Origin of the sequence: Fodinibius salipaludis (assembly GCF_002287075.1) — a bacterium.
Taxonomy (GTDB): domain Bacteria; phylum Bacteroidota; class Rhodothermia; order Balneolales; family Balneolaceae; genus Fodinibius; species Fodinibius salipaludis.
The window spans coordinates 228,986-247,243 of the sequence record NZ_NSKE01000003.1; the positions used below are offsets into that span (position 1 = coordinate 228,986).

The 18,258-nt window shown below is 44.8% G+C and carries 15 protein-coding genes; 13 read left to right on the top strand and 2 right to left on the bottom strand.

From position 1 onward, the window contains the following. Positions 1-68: 68 nt before the first annotated feature. Positions 69-1,175, bottom strand: a complete 1,107-nt coding sequence (locus tag CK503_RS05275) for an alkene reductase (RefSeq protein ID WP_095605754.1) — start codon at positions 1,173-1,175, stop codon at positions 69-71. A gap of 204 nt (positions 1,176-1,379) precedes the next feature. Here CK503_RS05275 and CK503_RS05280 point away from each other — a divergent pair, with 204 nt between their 5' ends. The 3 genes from CK503_RS05280 (at position 1,380) to CK503_RS05290 (ending at position 6,597) form a co-directional block, all read left to right on the top strand. Further along, positions 1,380-2,159, top strand: coding sequence for a patatin-like phospholipase family protein (locus CK503_RS05280; RefSeq protein ID WP_095605755.1), 780 nt, complete (start codon positions 1,380-1,382; stop codon positions 2,157-2,159). 549 nt (positions 2,160-2,708) lie between these two features. After that, positions 2,709-4,421, top strand: a complete 1,713-nt coding sequence (locus tag CK503_RS16260; protein ID WP_141239889.1) for a BspA family leucine-rich repeat surface protein — start codon at positions 2,709-2,711, stop codon at positions 4,419-4,421. 265 nt (positions 4,422-4,686) lie between these two features. Continuing rightward, positions 4,687-6,597, top strand: coding sequence for a BspA family leucine-rich repeat surface protein (locus tag CK503_RS05290; protein ID WP_095605756.1), 1,911 nt, complete (start codon positions 4,687-4,689; stop codon positions 6,595-6,597). A 71-nt stretch (positions 6,598-6,668) separates the two neighbouring features. On the opposite strand, the gene CK503_RS05295 is transcribed toward CK503_RS05290, so the two are convergent. After that, the gene (locus CK503_RS05295) at positions 6,669-7,382 is read right to left on the bottom strand and encodes an SDR family NAD(P)-dependent oxidoreductase (protein ID WP_176466216.1); all 714 of its coding nucleotides are present in this window, start codon (positions 7,380-7,382) and stop codon (positions 6,669-6,671) included. A 493-nt stretch (positions 7,383-7,875) separates the two neighbouring features. Between CK503_RS05295 and CK503_RS05300 the strand changes: the two genes are divergently transcribed. From CK503_RS05300 to CK503_RS05340, 10 genes are all read left to right on the top strand, one after another. After that, positions 7,876-9,444 carry a TrkH family potassium uptake protein gene (locus CK503_RS05300; protein ID WP_095605758.1) on the top strand — a complete coding sequence of 523 codons (1,569 nt, stop codon included), beginning with the start codon at positions 7,876-7,878 and terminating at the stop codon, positions 9,442-9,444. Positions 9,445-9,468: 24 nt separating this feature from the next. Continuing rightward, positions 9,469-10,155 (top strand): potassium channel family protein, encoded by a 687-nt coding sequence (locus tag CK503_RS05305; RefSeq protein ID WP_217988341.1) that lies wholly within the window; start codon positions 9,469-9,471, stop codon positions 10,153-10,155. Positions 10,156-10,785: 630 nt separating this feature from the next. Then, positions 10,786-10,938 carry a hypothetical protein gene (locus CK503_RS16070; RefSeq protein WP_176466217.1) on the top strand — a complete coding sequence of 51 codons (153 nt, stop codon included), beginning with the start codon at positions 10,786-10,788 and terminating at the stop codon, positions 10,936-10,938. 21 nt (positions 10,939-10,959) lie between these two features. Beyond that, on the top strand, positions 10,960-11,034 hold the full coding sequence (kdpF, locus tag CK503_RS16410) for a K(+)-transporting ATPase subunit F (RefSeq protein WP_350354263.1): 75 nt from the start codon (positions 10,960-10,962) through the stop codon (positions 11,032-11,034). A 39-nt stretch (positions 11,035-11,073) separates the two neighbouring features. Beyond that, the gene (gene kdpA / locus CK503_RS05315) at positions 11,074-12,771 is read left to right on the top strand and encodes a potassium-transporting ATPase subunit KdpA (RefSeq protein ID WP_095605759.1); all 1,698 of its coding nucleotides are present in this window, start codon (positions 11,074-11,076) and stop codon (positions 12,769-12,771) included. Positions 12,772-12,792: 21 nt separating this feature from the next. Continuing rightward, complete coding sequence (gene kdpB, locus CK503_RS05320) at positions 12,793-14,826, top strand: potassium-transporting ATPase subunit KdpB (protein WP_095605760.1); 2,034 nt, start codon at positions 12,793-12,795, stop codon at positions 14,824-14,826. A 64-nt stretch (positions 14,827-14,890) separates the two neighbouring features. Next, positions 14,891-15,460 (top strand): potassium-transporting ATPase subunit C, encoded by a 570-nt coding sequence (locus CK503_RS05325; protein WP_095605876.1) that lies wholly within the window; start codon positions 14,891-14,893, stop codon positions 15,458-15,460. A 98-nt stretch (positions 15,461-15,558) separates the two neighbouring features. Further along, positions 15,559-16,293, top strand: coding sequence for a TorF family putative porin (locus CK503_RS05330; RefSeq protein ID WP_217988342.1), 735 nt, complete (start codon positions 15,559-15,561; stop codon positions 16,291-16,293). Positions 16,294-16,445: 152 nt separating this feature from the next. Next, positions 16,446-17,111, top strand: coding sequence for a potassium channel family protein (locus tag CK503_RS05335; RefSeq protein WP_095605761.1), 666 nt, complete (start codon positions 16,446-16,448; stop codon positions 17,109-17,111). Then, positions 17,080-18,090 (top strand): adenine nucleotide alpha hydrolase family protein, encoded by a 1,011-nt coding sequence (locus CK503_RS05340; protein ID WP_095605762.1) that lies wholly within the window; start codon positions 17,080-17,082, stop codon positions 18,088-18,090. The genes CK503_RS05335 and CK503_RS05340 overlap by 32 nt, the downstream gene beginning before the upstream one ends. Positions 18,091-18,258 lie beyond the last annotated feature (168 nt).

The following is an 18,258-nucleotide window of genomic DNA, read 5'->3' on the forward strand; positions in this document are numbered from 1 at the left end:
TTTATAACAGATTCTGAAACAAGTTCAGAATGACATGTATTCTAAAATGTCCGACATTAACATTTAGGCTACTCCGCAGCCACTTCCGCGGATTCATTTAGGAACGGATAGTCGGTATAGCCTTCTTCACCGCCACCGTAGAATGTGCTTTGGTCCGGTTCGTTGAGTTCAGCCCCGGCTGCAAAACGAGCAGGCAGATCAGGATTAGCAATAAACGGGCGCCCGTAAGCCAATAAGTCAGCTATTCCATCTTTAATGGCTTTATTGCCACTTTCTTTGTCGTAACCTACGTTGGTAATGATAGTCCCTTCGTAAATTTCACGGAAGTATTTAGTGACTTCAGTAGGATAGTTGTTGAGATCACTGACATCGTTCATGGGCTCCATTAGGTGTACGTAAGCCAGGTTGAAATCGTTGAGTTGTTCTAACAGATAGCAAAAAGTTTCTTTGGGATTAGAATCACTGATACCCTGATTGCGTCCGGCCGGTGAAAATCGAATGCCTGTTTTGCCTGCCCCGATTGCATTCACAACAGCATCAACTACTTCGATGGCAAAGCGGATACGGTTTTTAAGACTTCCCCCGTATTCATCAGTACGTTTATTGGTACCGTCTTTCAGAAATTGATCGATGAGATATCCATTGGCTCCGTGAATCTCCACACCGTCAAAACCGGCTTTTATAGCATTGCGAGCAGCTTGGACATAATCCTCAATAATGCCTGGAATTTCGTCCGTTTTAAGGGCACGCGGAGTAACAAAATCCTTCATCCCATCCGCCGTGAAAATCTGTCCCTCAGGTTTTACGGCAGAAGGAGCTACCGGAGGTTCACCATTGTGGTATCGGGGATGGGATACTCTGCCTACATGCCAGATTTGGGCGAAAATTTTGCCATCTTTCTCATGCACAGCTTTTGTTACTTTCTTCCATCCTTCGACCTGTTCATCCGTGTGAATGCCGGGCGTCCACGGATAGCCGATACCCTGTTGTGAAATTTGCGTGCCTTCACTGATGATAAGTCCCGCTGATGATCGCTGCCGATAGTATTTCGCCATTAAATCGGTAGGTACATTGCCTTCTCCTGCTCGGCTTCGTGTCATTGGGGCCATCACCATACGGTTGGCCAATTCAGTTCCGGACAAATTGTATGTAGTTAACAGTGGTTGCTTGTTCATAAATATCCTGTAGTTAGATTCAATAAACTCCTTTGTTTGAATATTAATTTAATATTGAACTATTTAATAACAAAATAGATAATTCCTATGTTTCTTATTGATTTTACTAAACACCGGACGTCATTACTCTATTCCTTTGTTACAGCTATAATTTGTAGATTAGGGTGATAAATATCGATTTAAAGTCTGAAATCAGTTATTACCATGGAGTTATTCGGTTTTAGAACAGATGAAAAAGTTGGTTTGGCATTAGGGGGCGGCGCAACGCTTGGCGCGGCACATGTAGGCGTATTGCGGGCGTTGGAAGAATCCCAAATTGAAATCGACTGCATAGCGGGTACCAGCATTGGGGCGATGGTCGGAGCGTTTTATGCATTTGGGATGTCGGTGGATGAAATTGAGAAAATTGCCCTGGAACTTGACTGGCCGGATATCTCAGGAATCGCCTTATCGCGAAGGGGGCTGTTGAACAATGACAAAATGGGAAAACGGTTGGATAAATATCTGGGGGATGTTCATTTCGAAGATGCTGATATATCCTTTGCCGCAGTAACGACCGACATTTCTACCGGTGAAAAAGTTATTCTTGATACAGGAGATGTTTCCGAAGCAGTAAAGGCAAGCACCTGTATTCCCGTGCTTTTTGAACCCATTGAATATAACGGACGTCTTTTGGTGGATGGCGGACTTAAAGAGAGCGTTCCGCTTTCAGCTATTCAAAATATGAGCGCTGAATTTACCATCGGGGTAGATTTGAATGCTCATAGACAATACAAGCGTCCCGAAAATATATTGGATATCCTGAATAATACCTTGGAAATTGCTTTGAAGCACCTGGCTAACGTAAACCTTAATGAAATGGATCTGCTTATTCAGCCTAACCTGGCCGAGTTCAGCCGAAGTGAAACCAAAGATATTGATAAGATGATTTTGGAAGGATATGAGGCCGCCAAAACCATTTTGGATAAGGAAGAGATCGGATAAGAGCATGGTTCATCACTGATTTTTTTCTGGGCCCTTCTCTTTTTTTACAAGGAATCGGTGTTGTGGTCTATATATGACGAAATATTAGAATATATAAAAAATGACCTCTTTTAGTTATAGGTCTCCTGATATAATAGTGAGACAGATAATGGACAGGATATATACCCAACTACAACTCCCCTGTCATCTCGAGTGAAACGAGAGATCTTTGTTTAATAGTAATGGCAACTTCAAAAACACAGATTTCTCTCTTTTCCCGAAAGCTTTTGGGATCGTTTGAAATGACAAAGGATAAGTTTAAAAGCAGTACTATCATTGGTAATGATGGGAATGAAATTCAATCCGTCTCCACCTGATTCATATAATCTACTGAAGTGTTGGATTTCTCTTCAAAGATTCTTTTATCGATAATTTGACCCGAATTTCCTTTCGGTTACGTATCTGTTAGTAGGGATTACTCAATTTAGTAGGGATTACTCAATTACGATCTACGAATCTTTTATTGGTCCAAAATCCCTTGACCAAAAATTTAATAAATCTACAGATACGATGTATAAATCAAGAGTTGTCCAAACGATACTTATTTCATGCATTGCATTAATACTACTTTCATGCGGGGGTGACGACGAACCCAGCCCGACCGGCGGTGGGGAGCCAACCTTCTATGATGTTAGCGTAAACGTGAACCCGTCTGGTGCTGGTACCATTTCCCCTTCAGTAGATGATACATACGAAGAGGGCAAGGAGGTTGAATTGCAAGCTAATCCCGGTGATGAGTATGTGTTTGCCAGTTGGACCGGTGATTTAGAAGAAACAGACAATCCTTTATTGCTCACTGTTGACAAAAACTATGAACTAACGGCGAATTTTGAACTCAAAACGTATGAACTTTTGGTCAGTACCGAAGGAGAAGGAGCCGTGTCAGAGACAGTAATTCAGGAAAAATCCAAAGAGTATGAGCACGGCACGGTCGTAGAGCTTGCGGCCACTCCGGCTGAAGGCTGGCGATTTGTAGAGTGGCAGGGGGATATTACGGGCAGTGATAATCCGAAGCAGATCACCGTGAATAGTCCCAAAGAAGTAACCGCCGTATTTGAGAAAAAAAGCTATCCCCTTACCATTCTGACCGATGGAGAGGGAGCCGTTTCAGAGACGGTGATACAGCAAAAGACCGCTGATTATGACCACGGTACGGTTGTAGAGCTGGAACCAAGTGCCGCTACCGGCTGGGAATTTGTCGGGTGGAAGGGCGATTTAACAGGTAGCCAAACCCCGATACAAATTACCGTAACGCAAAGCACAACGATTATAGCAGAATTTGAACTACTTGGCTCGGGCAGCCGCCCGGACTTCTACCTGGCTGAAAACGGGGTGACTATAAAATGTGAGGCTGCCAGCGTAGGCGACACTGGAACGGTGGATGGGGAGGAATACACTAAGCGCATCGCCGGAGATATTACCACTGGCAATGCCCCCACTACTTGCACCAGTGGCATTATGACTATGAGGACAATGTTCAGGGATTCAACGGCCTTTAACGGAGATATCAGCCACTGGGATGTGTCCAGTGTCATTGACATGAGTCTGATGTTTTATAATGCTTCATCCTTTAACCAGGATATTGGTGATTGGGATGTTTCCAGTGTAGGTAATATGAGTCAGATGTTTCAGTATGCTGCATCCTTCAACCAGAATATCGGTGATTGGGATGTGTCCGGGGTAGAAGAAATGGGTTGGATGTTTCGGGATACCGATGCCTTCAATCAAGATATTGGCGGCTGGGACGTATCCAATGTAACGGATATGCGTCTGATGTTTTATAATGCTTCATCTTTTAATCAGGATATTGGTGATTGGGATGTTTCCAGTGTAACAAATATGTATGCTATGTTTCAAGGCCCCTTTTCCGGAACCTCATCTTTTAATGCAGATATCAGCGACTGGGATGTCTCCGGTGTAGAAAATATGGGTAAGATGTTCCAGAATGCCGATACCTTCAATCAAGATATCAGCGGTTGGGATGTATCCGGCGTAACCAATATGAGTGGTATGTTTTCTGGCGCTTCAGCCTTTAACCAGGACATTGGTAGTTGGGATGTTTCTGCCGTGACAACTATGGGGGCTATGTTCAATAATGCCTCTTCCTTTAACCAAGACCTCAGCGGTTGGTGCGTATCCAATATTTCATCCGAGCCCACAAATTTTTCAGCCGGCAGTCTGCTTACGAATAGTAATAAACCGGTTTGGGGAACCTGTCCATAATTTGCCAGCAAATTAATTGATATTGTTTTGTCAGAAATAATAAATGCCCGGCTCTTCTAAAGTGCCGGGCATTTGTGTATAAAAGTCACCAGCTTCTGACGTACATGGTTAGAATTGTGCACTACTTATACATGTCCATGGGGTCTCCGATTAGTTGATTTTACAAGTCGATTAATATTTTATATATCTTTAAAAATTTATTTCAAGGGAGCTACAAATAATTCTGTTAAATATTTTTTTAACGCATCAAGAGAGCCTAACTGTTATGAGACGTTTATTATATTCTTCAATTCTTGTACTTCTTACCATTTCATTTATTTCTTGCGGGGGCGATTCGGGTACCGGCCCTGATCCGGATAACGACAACGAAGGCACCGGTGGAGAAGAAGCGACCACCTACACCGTGGAGGTCTCTGCTGCCGATGGCGGCTCGGTGTCGCCTTCCGGGTCCAACGAATATGAAGAAGGCGAGGAAATAGAGATTGAAGCCAGTGCCAACGACGAATATCTGTTTTCCGAGTGGACGGGCGATACCGAAAGCGAGGAGAACCCGCTGTCGCTTACCGTGGACCAAGACTATTCGCTGACGGCTAATTTTGAAAAGAAAAGCTATTCACTGACCACCAATACCGAAGGGGACGGAGCCATCGATGAAAATGTGATTGAGGAAAAATCCACTGATTACGAGAGTGGCACGGTCGTGGAACTGACGGCCAATCCCGCCGATGGGTATAAATTTGTGGAGTGGAAAGGCGATCTGACAGGCACCGATAATCCCCAGCAAATAACCGTGGACAGCCCCAAAGAAGTGACAGCGGTTTTTGAGAAGAAGACGTATTCGCTGACCACGAATACCGAAGGGGAAGGAGCCATCGATGAAAATGTGGTTCAAGAGAAATCCACCGATTATGAGCACGGCACGGTTGTAGAGCTGACGGCCAATCCTGGCGAAGGGTATAAATTTGTAGAGTGGAAGGGCGACCTGTCAGGCACCGACAATCCCCAGCAAATAACCGTGGACAGCCCCAAAGAAGTGACGGCCGTATTTGAGAAGAAAAGCTTTGCACTGACTACTAATACGAGCGGGAGCGGTTCAATAACAAAATCTCCTGATCAGTCAACTTATGAATATGGAACGACTGTTGAGTTGGAGGCTGTCCCGGCTGACGGCCATGTATTCGTAGAGTGGACTGGTGCAATAGCGAGTGCTGATAATCCTGTTCAGCTAACTGTCGATGAGGAAAAGGAAATGACGGCAGTCTTCGAAGAGGAACAAGCAAAATTCTATCTGGCATCCAACGGGGTGACTATAAAGTGTGAGGCTGCCAGTGTGGGGGATACAGGAACGGTAGATGGTGTGACTTATACTAAGCGCAGCGCCGATCAAATTACCACTGACAACGCCCCCACTACTTGTACCTCGGGCACTACGGATATGAGCGAGTTGTTCAAATATGAGGATAATTTTAACGGTGATATTGGGCACTGGGATGTTTCTTCAGTAACAAATATGCACCGAATGTTTACAGATGCCGACGATTTCAATCAAGATCTCAATAGCTGGGATGTATCCAATGTAACAGACATGAGTGTAATGTTCGCATCAGCCTCTAAGTTTAATGGAAATATCAGTGGATGGGATATATCGAGTGTAACTGATATGAGTGCAATGTTTAATGGCGCATTATCTTTTAATGGTGATCTCAGCGATTGGGATGTTTCCTCTGTAACAGATATGAGCAGTATGTTTAGGAAGGCTAATGATTTCAATGGGGACATCAGCGTTTGGGATGTGTTAAGCGTAACGGATATGAGCAATATGTTTTCCTCTGCAGCTTCTTTTAATCAAAATATTGGTTCTTGGGCTGTGAACAATGTGACGGATATGAGTAGAATGTTTTATGAAACTGATTCTTTTGACCAAGACCTGGACAATTGGGATGTGTCTAGTGTTGAAAATATGGATAGTATGTTTGCCTATTCCACTTTTGATGGGATTATTAGTAATTGGAATGTGTCGAATGTGACTAATATGGATCAAATGTTCTATTACGGTGCTTTTAATCGTGATATCAGTGGCTGGTGCGTTGAAAAAATTTACTCTGAACCTGACAGGTTTTCAGAATGGGGTGCCCTTGAAGAAAGCCACAAACCTGAATGGGGCACGTGCCCATAATAGGCCTACAAGTATATCTAATAAAATGCCCGGCAACTTCTGAAGTGCCGGGCATTTGTGTATAAAAACAATCAGCTTTTGCCATACACCGTTACGATACTTCCCCGCGTTACTTCATTTTCGGGAGAAACCAAGTAGGCAACCTGTTGGGCCAACTGCTTGGGCTTCGGCCACTTGCCAAAATCAGCATCGGGCATGCTTTTGCGGTTTTGTGGCGTATCAATCACCGAAGGGGCAATGGCGTTAACTAAAATATCATCCTCCACTACTTCGGCAGCCAGTGATTCAGTGAGTGCTGCAACACCTGCTTTAGATGTTGTATAGGCTGTCATTCCTTTTCCCTGTCGCGGCTCCTGGGCGGGACGTGCGGCAATATTGACAATACGTCCACCTTTGCCCTGTGACTTAAAATGCTGCACCGAAGCGCGACAGCTGTTGAAACAGGTAACTAAGTTTAAATTAATTTGCTTCATAAAATCCGCTTTGGGCGTGTTTTCAATGGAACCCATGCCAAAACCGCCGGCAATATGAATAGATCCCCATAGGGAGCCGTTGGCGTCAATCGCATCCTCATAAAATGATTGTGCCTGGGCTTCATCGGATAAATCCACACCAACCTTGGCAAAAACATTTTCGTGATCCGACAGCTCAAAAGAATCAAACTCATCCTGATTAAAGCAGGGGACGCTGCAAGTGGCACCGGAATCTAATAATAATTCTACAACAGCAGTCCCCAGTGATCCGGCTCCGCCTGTTACAATCACATGTCGATCAGAAAAATCCATAGTCAATTCTATAAAGTTTGAAACCACCCCCATTACAGATAAAAAAAGAGTGGAATTGAGATTCAATTATTCAATGAATCCAAGTTAAAAATAAACAAATAGAAACTTTAGTCTTCTATGTTCCCAAATACTTAAAAAAATATCCCATTTTGAGAATATGATCTCCCAAAATGAAGCATTATAAAATGAGAATTAAATTCCATTTTCTGTTAGAAAATCCTATAAATCGTTGCATAACAATTGGTTTTGGATATAATGGATGTGCTTCAATTTGAATTGGCACGTTTTTTTCAACTTATCTTATGTTCCAAGACTGTATCTCAAATACAGATGGCCATATATCACAAGACAATTGTATCGAAGATTGAAAACTATGTGTAATTAGCGGAAGCTGTTATAGGTGTAGATGACGACGATCCCTGTAAAATAGTTGAATAGTCTCCTTTCTAAATAATAGAAATACAACGAATAAGATTTAGATAATCCCCAATACATGAACGCAAAAAGAAGTCAATTTAGAACCATCATTAGAGATGTTGGAAGCATCCAATTACTCATTGGTCCCATATTACTGATTCCGGGTTTGGTTTCTATGTTATATGGTGAAACCTATTCGGCCTTCTCTTTTGGAATCAGCTCGGTTATTACTACCCTTTTTGGAGGTATTGCCTATCAAATAAATAAAAAGGCAGAGAGCAACGGACAGAGTCAGGCGATGATGACGGCAGCAGCGGCCTGGATGGTGACTTCGTTCTTCGGAGCTCTTCCCTTTTTCATCGCTGCTCATATTACTCCGGTTGAGGTAGCTCAGTCATTTGTACCGGCCGGAGAAACCTATTCTTCAAGCCTATACAATTTTAAGAGTTTCCTGCACGCTTTGTTTGAGAGTGTGAGTTCATATACCACCACCGGTTTGACGATGAGCGTTCATGAGCCGTCGGTTGGCTATGGACTACTGTTCTACCGCTCATTTGCGCAATGGCTTGGTGGGGCGGGTATGATTGTGTTGTCACTTGCTATCTTACGACACTCTAGCGGTATGCATGGGTTAGCCCTGTACAATGTTGAGGCCAGCGGACAAAAAATACGCCCCAATGTCAGGCAGACCACGCAAGCTATCTGGAAGGTCTATCTAACTGTCACATCCTTTTCTGCACTGTATATCTTTGTGGGCACCTGGATGGTATTTCCTGACTATAATCTTCTGCAAAACCTGTTTGAAGCGGTTAATCATGCCATGACCGGTCAGTCAACAGGAGGGTTCAGTACTTTTGATGACAGTATTTCCGGCTATGGATCATACGCCATGGAGATGATTTACCTATTGCCAATGTTATTGGGGGCGATCTCTATCCCATTATATTACAAAATTTACGAGAAAGGGAGCTTAAAAGAACTATGGCTGGATTACCAGGGGCGTTGGCTTATTCTGCTGAATATTGTTGGTTCTACGGTGCTGATTATAATGTTAATGAGTTCATTTTCTTTTTCTCAATCATTCAGAGAGGGGATTTTCCAATTTATTAGTGCGTTGACGACCACCGGCTGGCAAACGGCTGATTTAAACACGTGGCCAGTTTATGCCACATTATTGATGGCTTCGATCCCAATGATTATTGGAGGATCAACTGGAGCTACGGTAGGAGGAATTAAGATTTTTCGTGCCTATTTTATGGCAAAAGGATTTACATGGAAATTAAAGAAGGTTATTCAGCCGTCCAGTAGTATTATTTCAGTAAAGTTAGGAACAGACCGCTACCCATACAAAGAAGTTTCTGACGATTTGATGGAAGCATATGTGTACTCCATGTTATATTTTGTCGTACTATTGGGGGGCATTATAATTAGTGCCATGTTTATGGGAGAAAACTTTCAATTGATTGATGCCATCTTTGAATCGGTCTCAGCACAGGGTACGGTAGGTTTATCCAGTGGACTCACAAGTCCTTCTATGCATCCCGTAACAGAGATAACCTATATCATTCAAATGTTGGTAGGACGTCTGGAGCTTATTCCGATACTCATTATGCTGCGCTCATTTTTCAAACACTCAAAGATTTAACTAAAACTTTTACAAACAAGAGTTATGACTAAACAGAATAATATGATGTATCTTATCGTCGTGGGAGCTGGTCGCATAGGCAACCGTGTCATTGAACTGGCTACTCATGACGGACACGAAGTCGTGGTAATAGAGAAAAATACGGACTTGGCAGAAGTAACAAGCTCAAAGTATGATTGCCTGGTCATTAATGACGATGCCTCCAAAAACGATGTATTGGAAGATGCCGGTATTGAAGAAGCAGATGCCTTAATCACGACCACCAATGATGATTCCACCAATCTCTTAGTGATGATGCTGGGACGGCGATATAACGTCCCCCGGTTGTTGAGTTCGGTCAGAGAGCCGGATCATATCAGTTTGTTTGATGAATTGGATATCGATTCTGTTGAAAGTCCTCACCGATTGAATGGAGAATTCCTGTACAAAACGATTCAGCGTCCGGGTATTAAAGATTTTATGCGCCTGGATGGAGGAGCTGAGATTGTCGAGGTTGTACTTGAGAAAGAATCTTCACTAATCGGGCTGACTATTATTGAAGCGCTTGAATCCGAGAAAGTTGCAGAGGATGTCATTATTGTAGCTATTTACAGGGAGGGTGAGCTTATCATTCCGCGAGGTAATACCAAGTTTGAAGCAGGAGATACTATAACAGTGTTGTCCAAAGAAGGAATAGGAGAAGATGTCATTCAGACATTTAAACCCCGGTAACGTTATATGTTTCTCGAAAGAAATATATAGCATTGGATATGGAGCTTGTGCCAGCTGGTGGAATATGAGCTACCAAACATCATGATGGGGAATCATCCTGCTTGCTGTGATTGAAATTTTGACTACTTGTAGTCAAGCAGTTCAACCTGAAAAGAATTTTCATGCAAGTAAAGTTCTCCAGATCATAGAAAGGGCTGGCTGCAATGGTACCCCTTACACATCTACTACTTACTATAACTATACCAGTGAGGAGCTTGCCGGCTCATTGGATATTGTTTTGACAGCCAATTGTTACGAAGTTCTTTCTTGCCTGGTTCCGGGGCTTCAGTTAGGGAGGCTTAGCTGTAGTTGCGTCTCGGCGAAGGCAGGGAGACCAAAAGAATAGAACATATTGGTTTATAATTGAAGTTTAAGCTTTCCATATCTCTCCTCCCTTTCTATCAAGACATATTTCTTATTTGTCTGATAAGATTTTAAGCCCCCCCATGTTAGGTCTTCCCAAATTGATAATCCATCCTCTCATTTTGAATGAGCATTCCAGTGTTCAAAGATAATTCAGAGTTCTGACTAAAATTTGTAAGTATTTGTTAATAATAGACTTATAGAAATAAATAGGACTTAAAAAACACTTTGGCACGCTTATTTCCTACCCCTATACGTGAAGATGAAACCATAACCAAAGGCAGCAGCATGACACTTTTATTCTGGATTACACTCGTAACATTCGGTCTCGTCATTTTCTGGGGACTGTTCAAAAGCATCGACTTTTTTGCCGACATATAACTCTAAAACAACACAATTATGATGGTACTTCTCATTCTATCAGTCACAATGTTCGGGTACTTGTTTTATGTACTTCTGCACCCCGAAAAGTTCTAGCAATTAATATTCAATCATTAATCTAAATTTGAAACATCTATGGATACGCAACTAATAGGTATTGGGTTTATCTACCTACTTACAATCTTGCTGGCGATACCACTCGGTAAGTATATAGCCCGGGTATATCGCGGCGAGCATACCATGCTTGATCCGGCATTAAATCCGGTGGAAAAGCTGGTGTACAAAATATGCCGCATTACGCCTGGTCGCGAAATGAATTGGAAACAACATCTGGGAGCCCTGCTAACCATCAACATGATGTGGTTTGTATGGGGTATGGTGTTGTTGGTGACTCAAAAAGGCTGGTTTTGGAATCCGGCTGAGATAGCCAACATGTCGCCGGACCTTGCTTTCAACACTGTGATCAGTTTTGTGGTGAACTGTAACCTGCAGCACTATTCCGGGGAGTCGAGCCTGACCTACTGGTCGCAACTTGGCTTCATTACGTTTATGCAGTTTGTAAGTGCCGGTACCGGGATGGCCGCCTGTGCCGTAATTTTCCGTGCGATCAAGACCAAGCAAAGCGAAAAGCTGGGCAACTTCTACCGGCTGTTCGTGCGAAGCTGCGTCCATATCCTGCTGCCGCTTGCTATCGTGGTAGGTTCGCTGTTGGCATTAAACGGATCACCCGTTACCTGGGAAGGCTATGATACCATCACTACGCTCGAAGGCCATCAGCAAACCGTCGCTAAGGGGCCGGCTGCTGCCGAAATTGCCATAAAACAGCTGGGTACCAACGGAGGTGGATTTTTTGGAGCGAACTCTTCGGTTCCTTTTGAAAACCCGAATTACATTACCAATATCGCAGAAACTATGTCTCTTATACTTATTCCCATGGGCATGGTATTTGCCTTTGGCTACTACACAGAGAAGCGAAAACTAGCCTGGATATTCTTTGCTGTAATGACGGTCGGCTACTTGGCTTTAACGACGCTTGCAGTCTATGGTGAGATGGAAGGGAACCCGGCCATTGCCCAAATGGGAGTGTCACAGGAACTGGGCAGCATGGAAGGTACTGAGACGAGATTCGGTCCGGCTGCTTCAGCCTTGTGGGCTACCGCTACGACTTCTACTTCCAACGGCTCGGTCAACTCTATGCACGACAGCCTGATGCCGCTTGGTGGCATGGCTACACTCACGGGAATGTTCATCAATGCTAATTACGGTGGCGTGGGGGTAGGCTTTATCAACTTCTACGTATTCGTGATCGTTGCCATCTTTATTGCCGGACTGATGGTGGGACGAACACCGGAGTTTTTGGGTAAGAAGGTAGAGGCCAAAGAGATGAAGATAGCCACTATTGTCGTCTTGCTGCATCCCGCTGTTATTCTGGTGGGTACGGCCATTTCGGCTTGGTTGATCACCCATAATCCCGATTGGGGCTGGCTGAACAATGCCGGTTTCCATGGCTTCTCCGAGATGTTGTATGAGTTCTCTTCGGCCACGGCCAATAACGGTTCCGGTTTCGAGGGACTCGGTGACAATACGCCCTGGTGGAATATCGCAACGGGTGTTGCGCTCTTGTTGGGCCGTTATGTGCCTATCATCGGACCCATTGCCATCGCGGGGTTACTGGCTAACAAACAATTTATCCCCGAAACGGCGGGAACACTGAAGGCAGACACCGCAACCTTCGGCGTCGTGCTTTTCGCAGTGATTGTAGTTATCGCAGCCCTGGCGTTTCTGCCGGCTCTGGTACTCGGCCCGATCGGTGAATATTTCATGCTCTATTAATCAAATTAGGAATACATCATTATGAAGAAGCAACGACCTAAATTATTTGAACCTGCACTTGTAAAGACGGCCATAAAGGAGGCTTTTGTAAAACTAAAGCCTACTGTTATGGCCCGGAACCCGGTTATGTTTGCCGTGGAAGTGGGAGCGGCAATTATGCTGCTTGTGAGCCTGGCGGTTCTCTTTGGAATGGTTGACCAGGGAAGTTTTGGCTATAATATTGCCATATTCTTAATCCTGCTGTTTACCATTCTCTTCGCCAATTTTGCGGAAGCCCTGGCAGAAGCTCGTGGTAAAGCACAGGCCGACTCCCTGCGAAAAACCCGGAAAACAACCCCTGCCAAACGGCTTAACGAAGATGGTACTACGGAAACCATCCAGTCATCCGAACTGAAAAAAGGTGATATTTTTGTCGCCGAAGAAGGAGACGTAATTCCGGCCGATGGAGAGATCATCGAAGGATTGGCTTCGATTGACGAATCGGCCATTACGGGTGAATCTGCACCCGTGATCCGTGAATCCGGTGGGGATAAATCCGGTGTGACGGGTGGTACGAAAGTACTATCCGACCGTATTAAGGTGGAAGTGACCTCCGATCCGGGCGAATCATTTCTGGACAAAATGATTGGACTTGTGGAAGGCGCCGAACGTCAAAAAACACCGAATGAGCTGGCGCTCGGTATTCTGCTTGCCGGCTTTACGCTGGTGTTTCTGATTGTCGTGGTTACGCTGCAGCCGTTTGCCATGTATGCCAATACGGCTATAGCCATCGCATCGCTGATCGCTCTGTTTGTCTGCCTGATACCCACAACCATCGGTGGGCTGCTTTCGGCTATCGGTATTGCCGGTATGGACCGGGCGCTGCAGGCCAACATCATCAGTAAGTCGGGCCGGGCGGTAGAAACGGCCGGTGATATCGATACCCTGCTGCTTGATAAAACGGGTACGATTACTATCGGGAACCGTAAAGCAACCAACTTCTATCCGGTTAACAGCGTGGATGAGGATCACTTTATTCAGCAGTGTGTGGTCAGCTCGTTGGCTGATACTACACCGGAGGGAAAGTCCATTATTGAACTTGCCAAAGAGATGGACCAACCTATTCCGGAGCCGGACGAGGATGAGGTTGAATTTATCAAGTTTACTGCTCAGACTCGAAGCAGCGGAATCAACCTGCCGGACGGTACGGAGATTCGCAAAGGTGCTGTAGATGCTATGAAGGATCTGGTGGAATCGGCCGGGAATAATTTCCCGGATGCCCTGGAAGAGAAGGCGGAAGAAATATCGTCTGATGGGGGTACGCCGCTGATTGTAGCCGAAAATAAGGAGGCTATCGGGGTGATACAGCTCGAGGATATCATCAAAAAAGGAATCGAAGAGCGGTTTGCCCGCTTGCGCAAGATGGGGGTCAAAACGGTGATGGTGACCGGCGATAACCCGCTGACGGCCGAATATATTGCTAAAAAGGCTGGAGTGGACGACTTTATCGCCGAAGCGACGCCCGAAGACAAGCTCGAGTACATCAAAAAAGAACAGGCTGATGGGAAGCTTGTAGCCATGATGGGTGACGGTACCAATGACGCGCCCGCACTGGCGCAGGCCGATGTTGGCGTTGCGATGAACACCGGTACGCAGGCTGCCAAAGAAGCCGGTAATATGGTGGATCTGGATAACGATCCCACCAAGCTTATCGAGGTAGTGGAGATCGGCAAGCAGCTGCTGATCACCCGCGGTACGATGACCACCTTCTCCATAGCCAACGACGTGGCGAAATATTTTGCCATCGTGCCGGCCCTGTTCATTCTGACATTCCCGCAACTACAGGCGCTGAATATTATGAATCTGGCCAGCCCGCAATCGGCCATACTGTCGGCGGTTATTTTCAACGCCGTTATCATCCCGCTGCTAATTCCGTTGGCACTGAGGGGCGTGGAATACAAACCGATTGGCGCCTCAAAGCTGCTGGCCCGAAATCTCTTTATCTACGGGCTCGGCGGCATCATCGCGCCATTCGTGGGTATTAAACTGATTGACATTCTAATTAATCTGGTATAAAACTGAATCCTCCAAGGTTGTGGAACCCTTGGAGGAATTAAATAATAATCTAATTTCTAAAATTATGAAGAACGAACTTTTAAAGTCATTTTTGCTAAGTGTTGTTTTATTGGGATTGTTTGCATTCGGTTACCCCTTTTTGATAAAAGGAGTAGCCATGCTGGGAACAAGCCATAACGGTGAAGGCGAAGTCATCAAAGTAAATGATCAGGTCGTTGGTTACGAACTAATCGGTCAGCGCTTTACATCCGACCGATATTTTAACAGCCGGCCCGGAGGGTATGATGCCGCCGGAACCGGTGGTTCAAACAAAGGGCCTATGGATCCGGATTACCTGGAAACAGTGCAGACGCGCATTGACTCCATTCTGGCACAAAATCCCGATATCACCAAAGAGGATATCCCCACCGACATGGTGACGGCTTCCGGCAGTGATCTGGACCGGCACTTTTCTCCGCAGGCTGCCTACATGCAGATTCCGCGTATAAGCAAGGTGCGGGATATTTCCGAGGATCGCCTGCGCGAGCTTGTAAATAACCATGTAGAAGGACCTCTGCTTGGATTCCTTGGTCCGAATGAGCGCGTGCACGTATTGAGACTCAATATTGCTCTGGATGAACTGGATAATCAATAATTGCCAATAAAAAAACCGGCGGTGGTACTGGAGGTACCGGCCGCCGGTTCATTTGGTGCCTAAACATGGAACTGTCTAAACACACAAGGAACTTTATTATGAACATTTCAGGAACAAAGAACAAGGTTGTTTATTTATTTGCCACAATATGTTTTACCGCTATAGGACTTTGCAGCTTACCCGCCGAAAACGCTAAAGCCCAGGACGTTGATTTCGGGGCCGATTTTGTAAACCGTTACGTCTGGCGCGGAATTGACTTTGGTAAATCTGCCAGCATCCAGCCAACTATTGAATTTACCTCCGGTGGATTTACTGCGGGCACGTGGGCGTCGTATGCAATGAGTCCTGTAGAAAACAGCACGGTTAGTGCGGTCGGCGCCTCCGAGCACGACTTGTATTTGAGTTACAGCTTTGGGAACGTATCTGTCGGGGTAACTGACTACTACTTTCCCACCGGATCTGAGATCTTCAATTTCGATGACGATGGAGCCGGAGCGCACTATATTGAGCCTAATATTAGCATTGCGGGGCCCGAATCGTTTCCCGTAACCTTCTATGGTGCAATTAACGCCTACAATGATCCAGACCATTCCATCTATCTGGAAGCCAGCGTTCCATTTTCTGTGGGAGATACCGATATGGCGGTTACCATAGGAGGGGTACCGGCTGAGTCGAACTACTACGGCACGACCAAAGCGGGTCTTATAAATATGAATCTTTCGGTGTCGCGAGAGATCGAAATTACTGACAAATTCAGTTTGCCAATCTTTGGCGGCTACATCCTGAATCCCTACGCCGAACAGTCCTACCTGGTATTCGGGCTGAGCCTGTAACGAGATGCATTACTCCACCCAAAGCATCCACCTTGTCAAAATAATAAGTTGAAGGGTGGATGCCTTTGGGATTTTCGTCAGGGGATAATGGTGAAGATGCTGGATCTTGACCTTGCCACTGGATTTAAAATTAAGTTATTCACTTTTGAAATATGAATCTGATCATTATAGGTGCCGGACGTATAGGCCGTCGTATTATTGAACTTGCTACAAGTGATCATCACGACGTGGTTGTTATTGAAGATGATGAACAAGCTGCCCGAGAGGCGGCAAAAGATTTTGAGTGCCGTGTTTTACATGAGAAGCCAACAAATGACGAGGTTCTAAAACAGGCTGCCATCGCAGAAGTCGATGTTTTGATCACCACAACAAATGATGACACCGTCAATCTGACAACGATATTAATTGGCCGCCAGTATGGTGTTCCACGATTGATCAGCTCGGTAAGCGACCCCGATCATATCGAATTGTTTCGCAACCTGACCGTTGATGTTATTGCTGATCCCCACCGTTTGCTGGGGGAATACTTGTATCGAAATGCCCTGGAACCGAGTATGAAAGGTATTATACAACTTCGTGGTGGGGCTGAACTTACAGAAATCAAACTGGATAAACATTCTTCCCTGGTTGGTAAAACGATTGTAGATGCCCTGGAAAGCGAAATAATCACCAATCACGAAATTATAGTGGCTATTTATAGGAAAGGGGGGGTGATTATACCCCGTGGTGATACGCAATTTGAAATCGGTGACGGTGTAACTATCTTATCAAAAAAGGGAATCAGCAATGGTATCTTCAGGACAGTCCAAAGACAATAATGTGTTTGACATTCAAACGCTTAATGAAAATAACCTAAAGGCAAAATTAGCATCTTCAGAGGAACAAAAGAAAACTGATTCCACCGGGTATACCATTCTAATTCCCATTAGTAATCCGGATTCTTTCAAAGCATTGCTCCCGCCAGCCATTAAGGCGTGCTACAGGCATAGTGGGAGATTATTACTGTTGCATGTCCTCTCCGTTTCGCATGTCACAAATGGAGTTGAAGAAGCCAAATTGGATACTGCTAAATCACTGTTGCTGGAGGGATTGCAACGGGTTCGTGCAGCCGGGCTGGAAGCGGAATTATTGATACGAATTTCGAGCAACATTCCCGATGCCATAATTCATACTGCCCAAGAGCAATATACTTCCCTTTTGGTAATGGGATGGGGCGTTCCCGATGACGATGAGCAAAATCTAATTGATGCGGCTGCTGTGGATCGAATCTGTAGGAATGTTGAGGGAAATATTCTGATTGGTGAGCCTCACATACAATCAACGTTCAGAAAAGTAGTGGTGATGGTGGATGAACTCTCTTTGGTTGAGCCGGTACTGGAACATGCCTCTTTCCTATTGCATGGAAGACAGGAAGGAGTTGTGTTATTTCACTCATTTAAGGGAGGTCCCTGGGAAACTGGCATTAACGAATATATCCATTCTTTAAACAAAGAACTGCGAACATTTAAGCATAAGAATCCCGGATTTGAGGGAGAAATATTGCTCCGTCATATTTTAGAAACGGAGCTCGAGGACGGGGCGCTGAGCAACATACTTAAAGAACACGCGCAAGATGCCGATTGCATCCTGTTGGGAACCCGCGAGGAACACTGGGTCAAAAAAGCGTTACTGGTGGAGCGCCCCAATGTAATTACGGAGGCCGTGTCGAAACCCATATTTTTATCCCGTCCGCAAAATGCACAGCCTTCTACGTGGGTAGATATAATTTTCAATTATTTTAGAACACACTGGCTATAGTTGTTATAAAAATTGCTGATCAAATAAGTAATAGTTCCAAGAACTAGAAATATTTAGGTCTCCCAAAATGGGAATCGTCAATTCATATTTGTAGAATTAGACTCTTCTGTGGCTGCTAAAGAAAAGAAAAAACCTTGCTTAATTGACGTTGAAGGGTGTATACAGTTA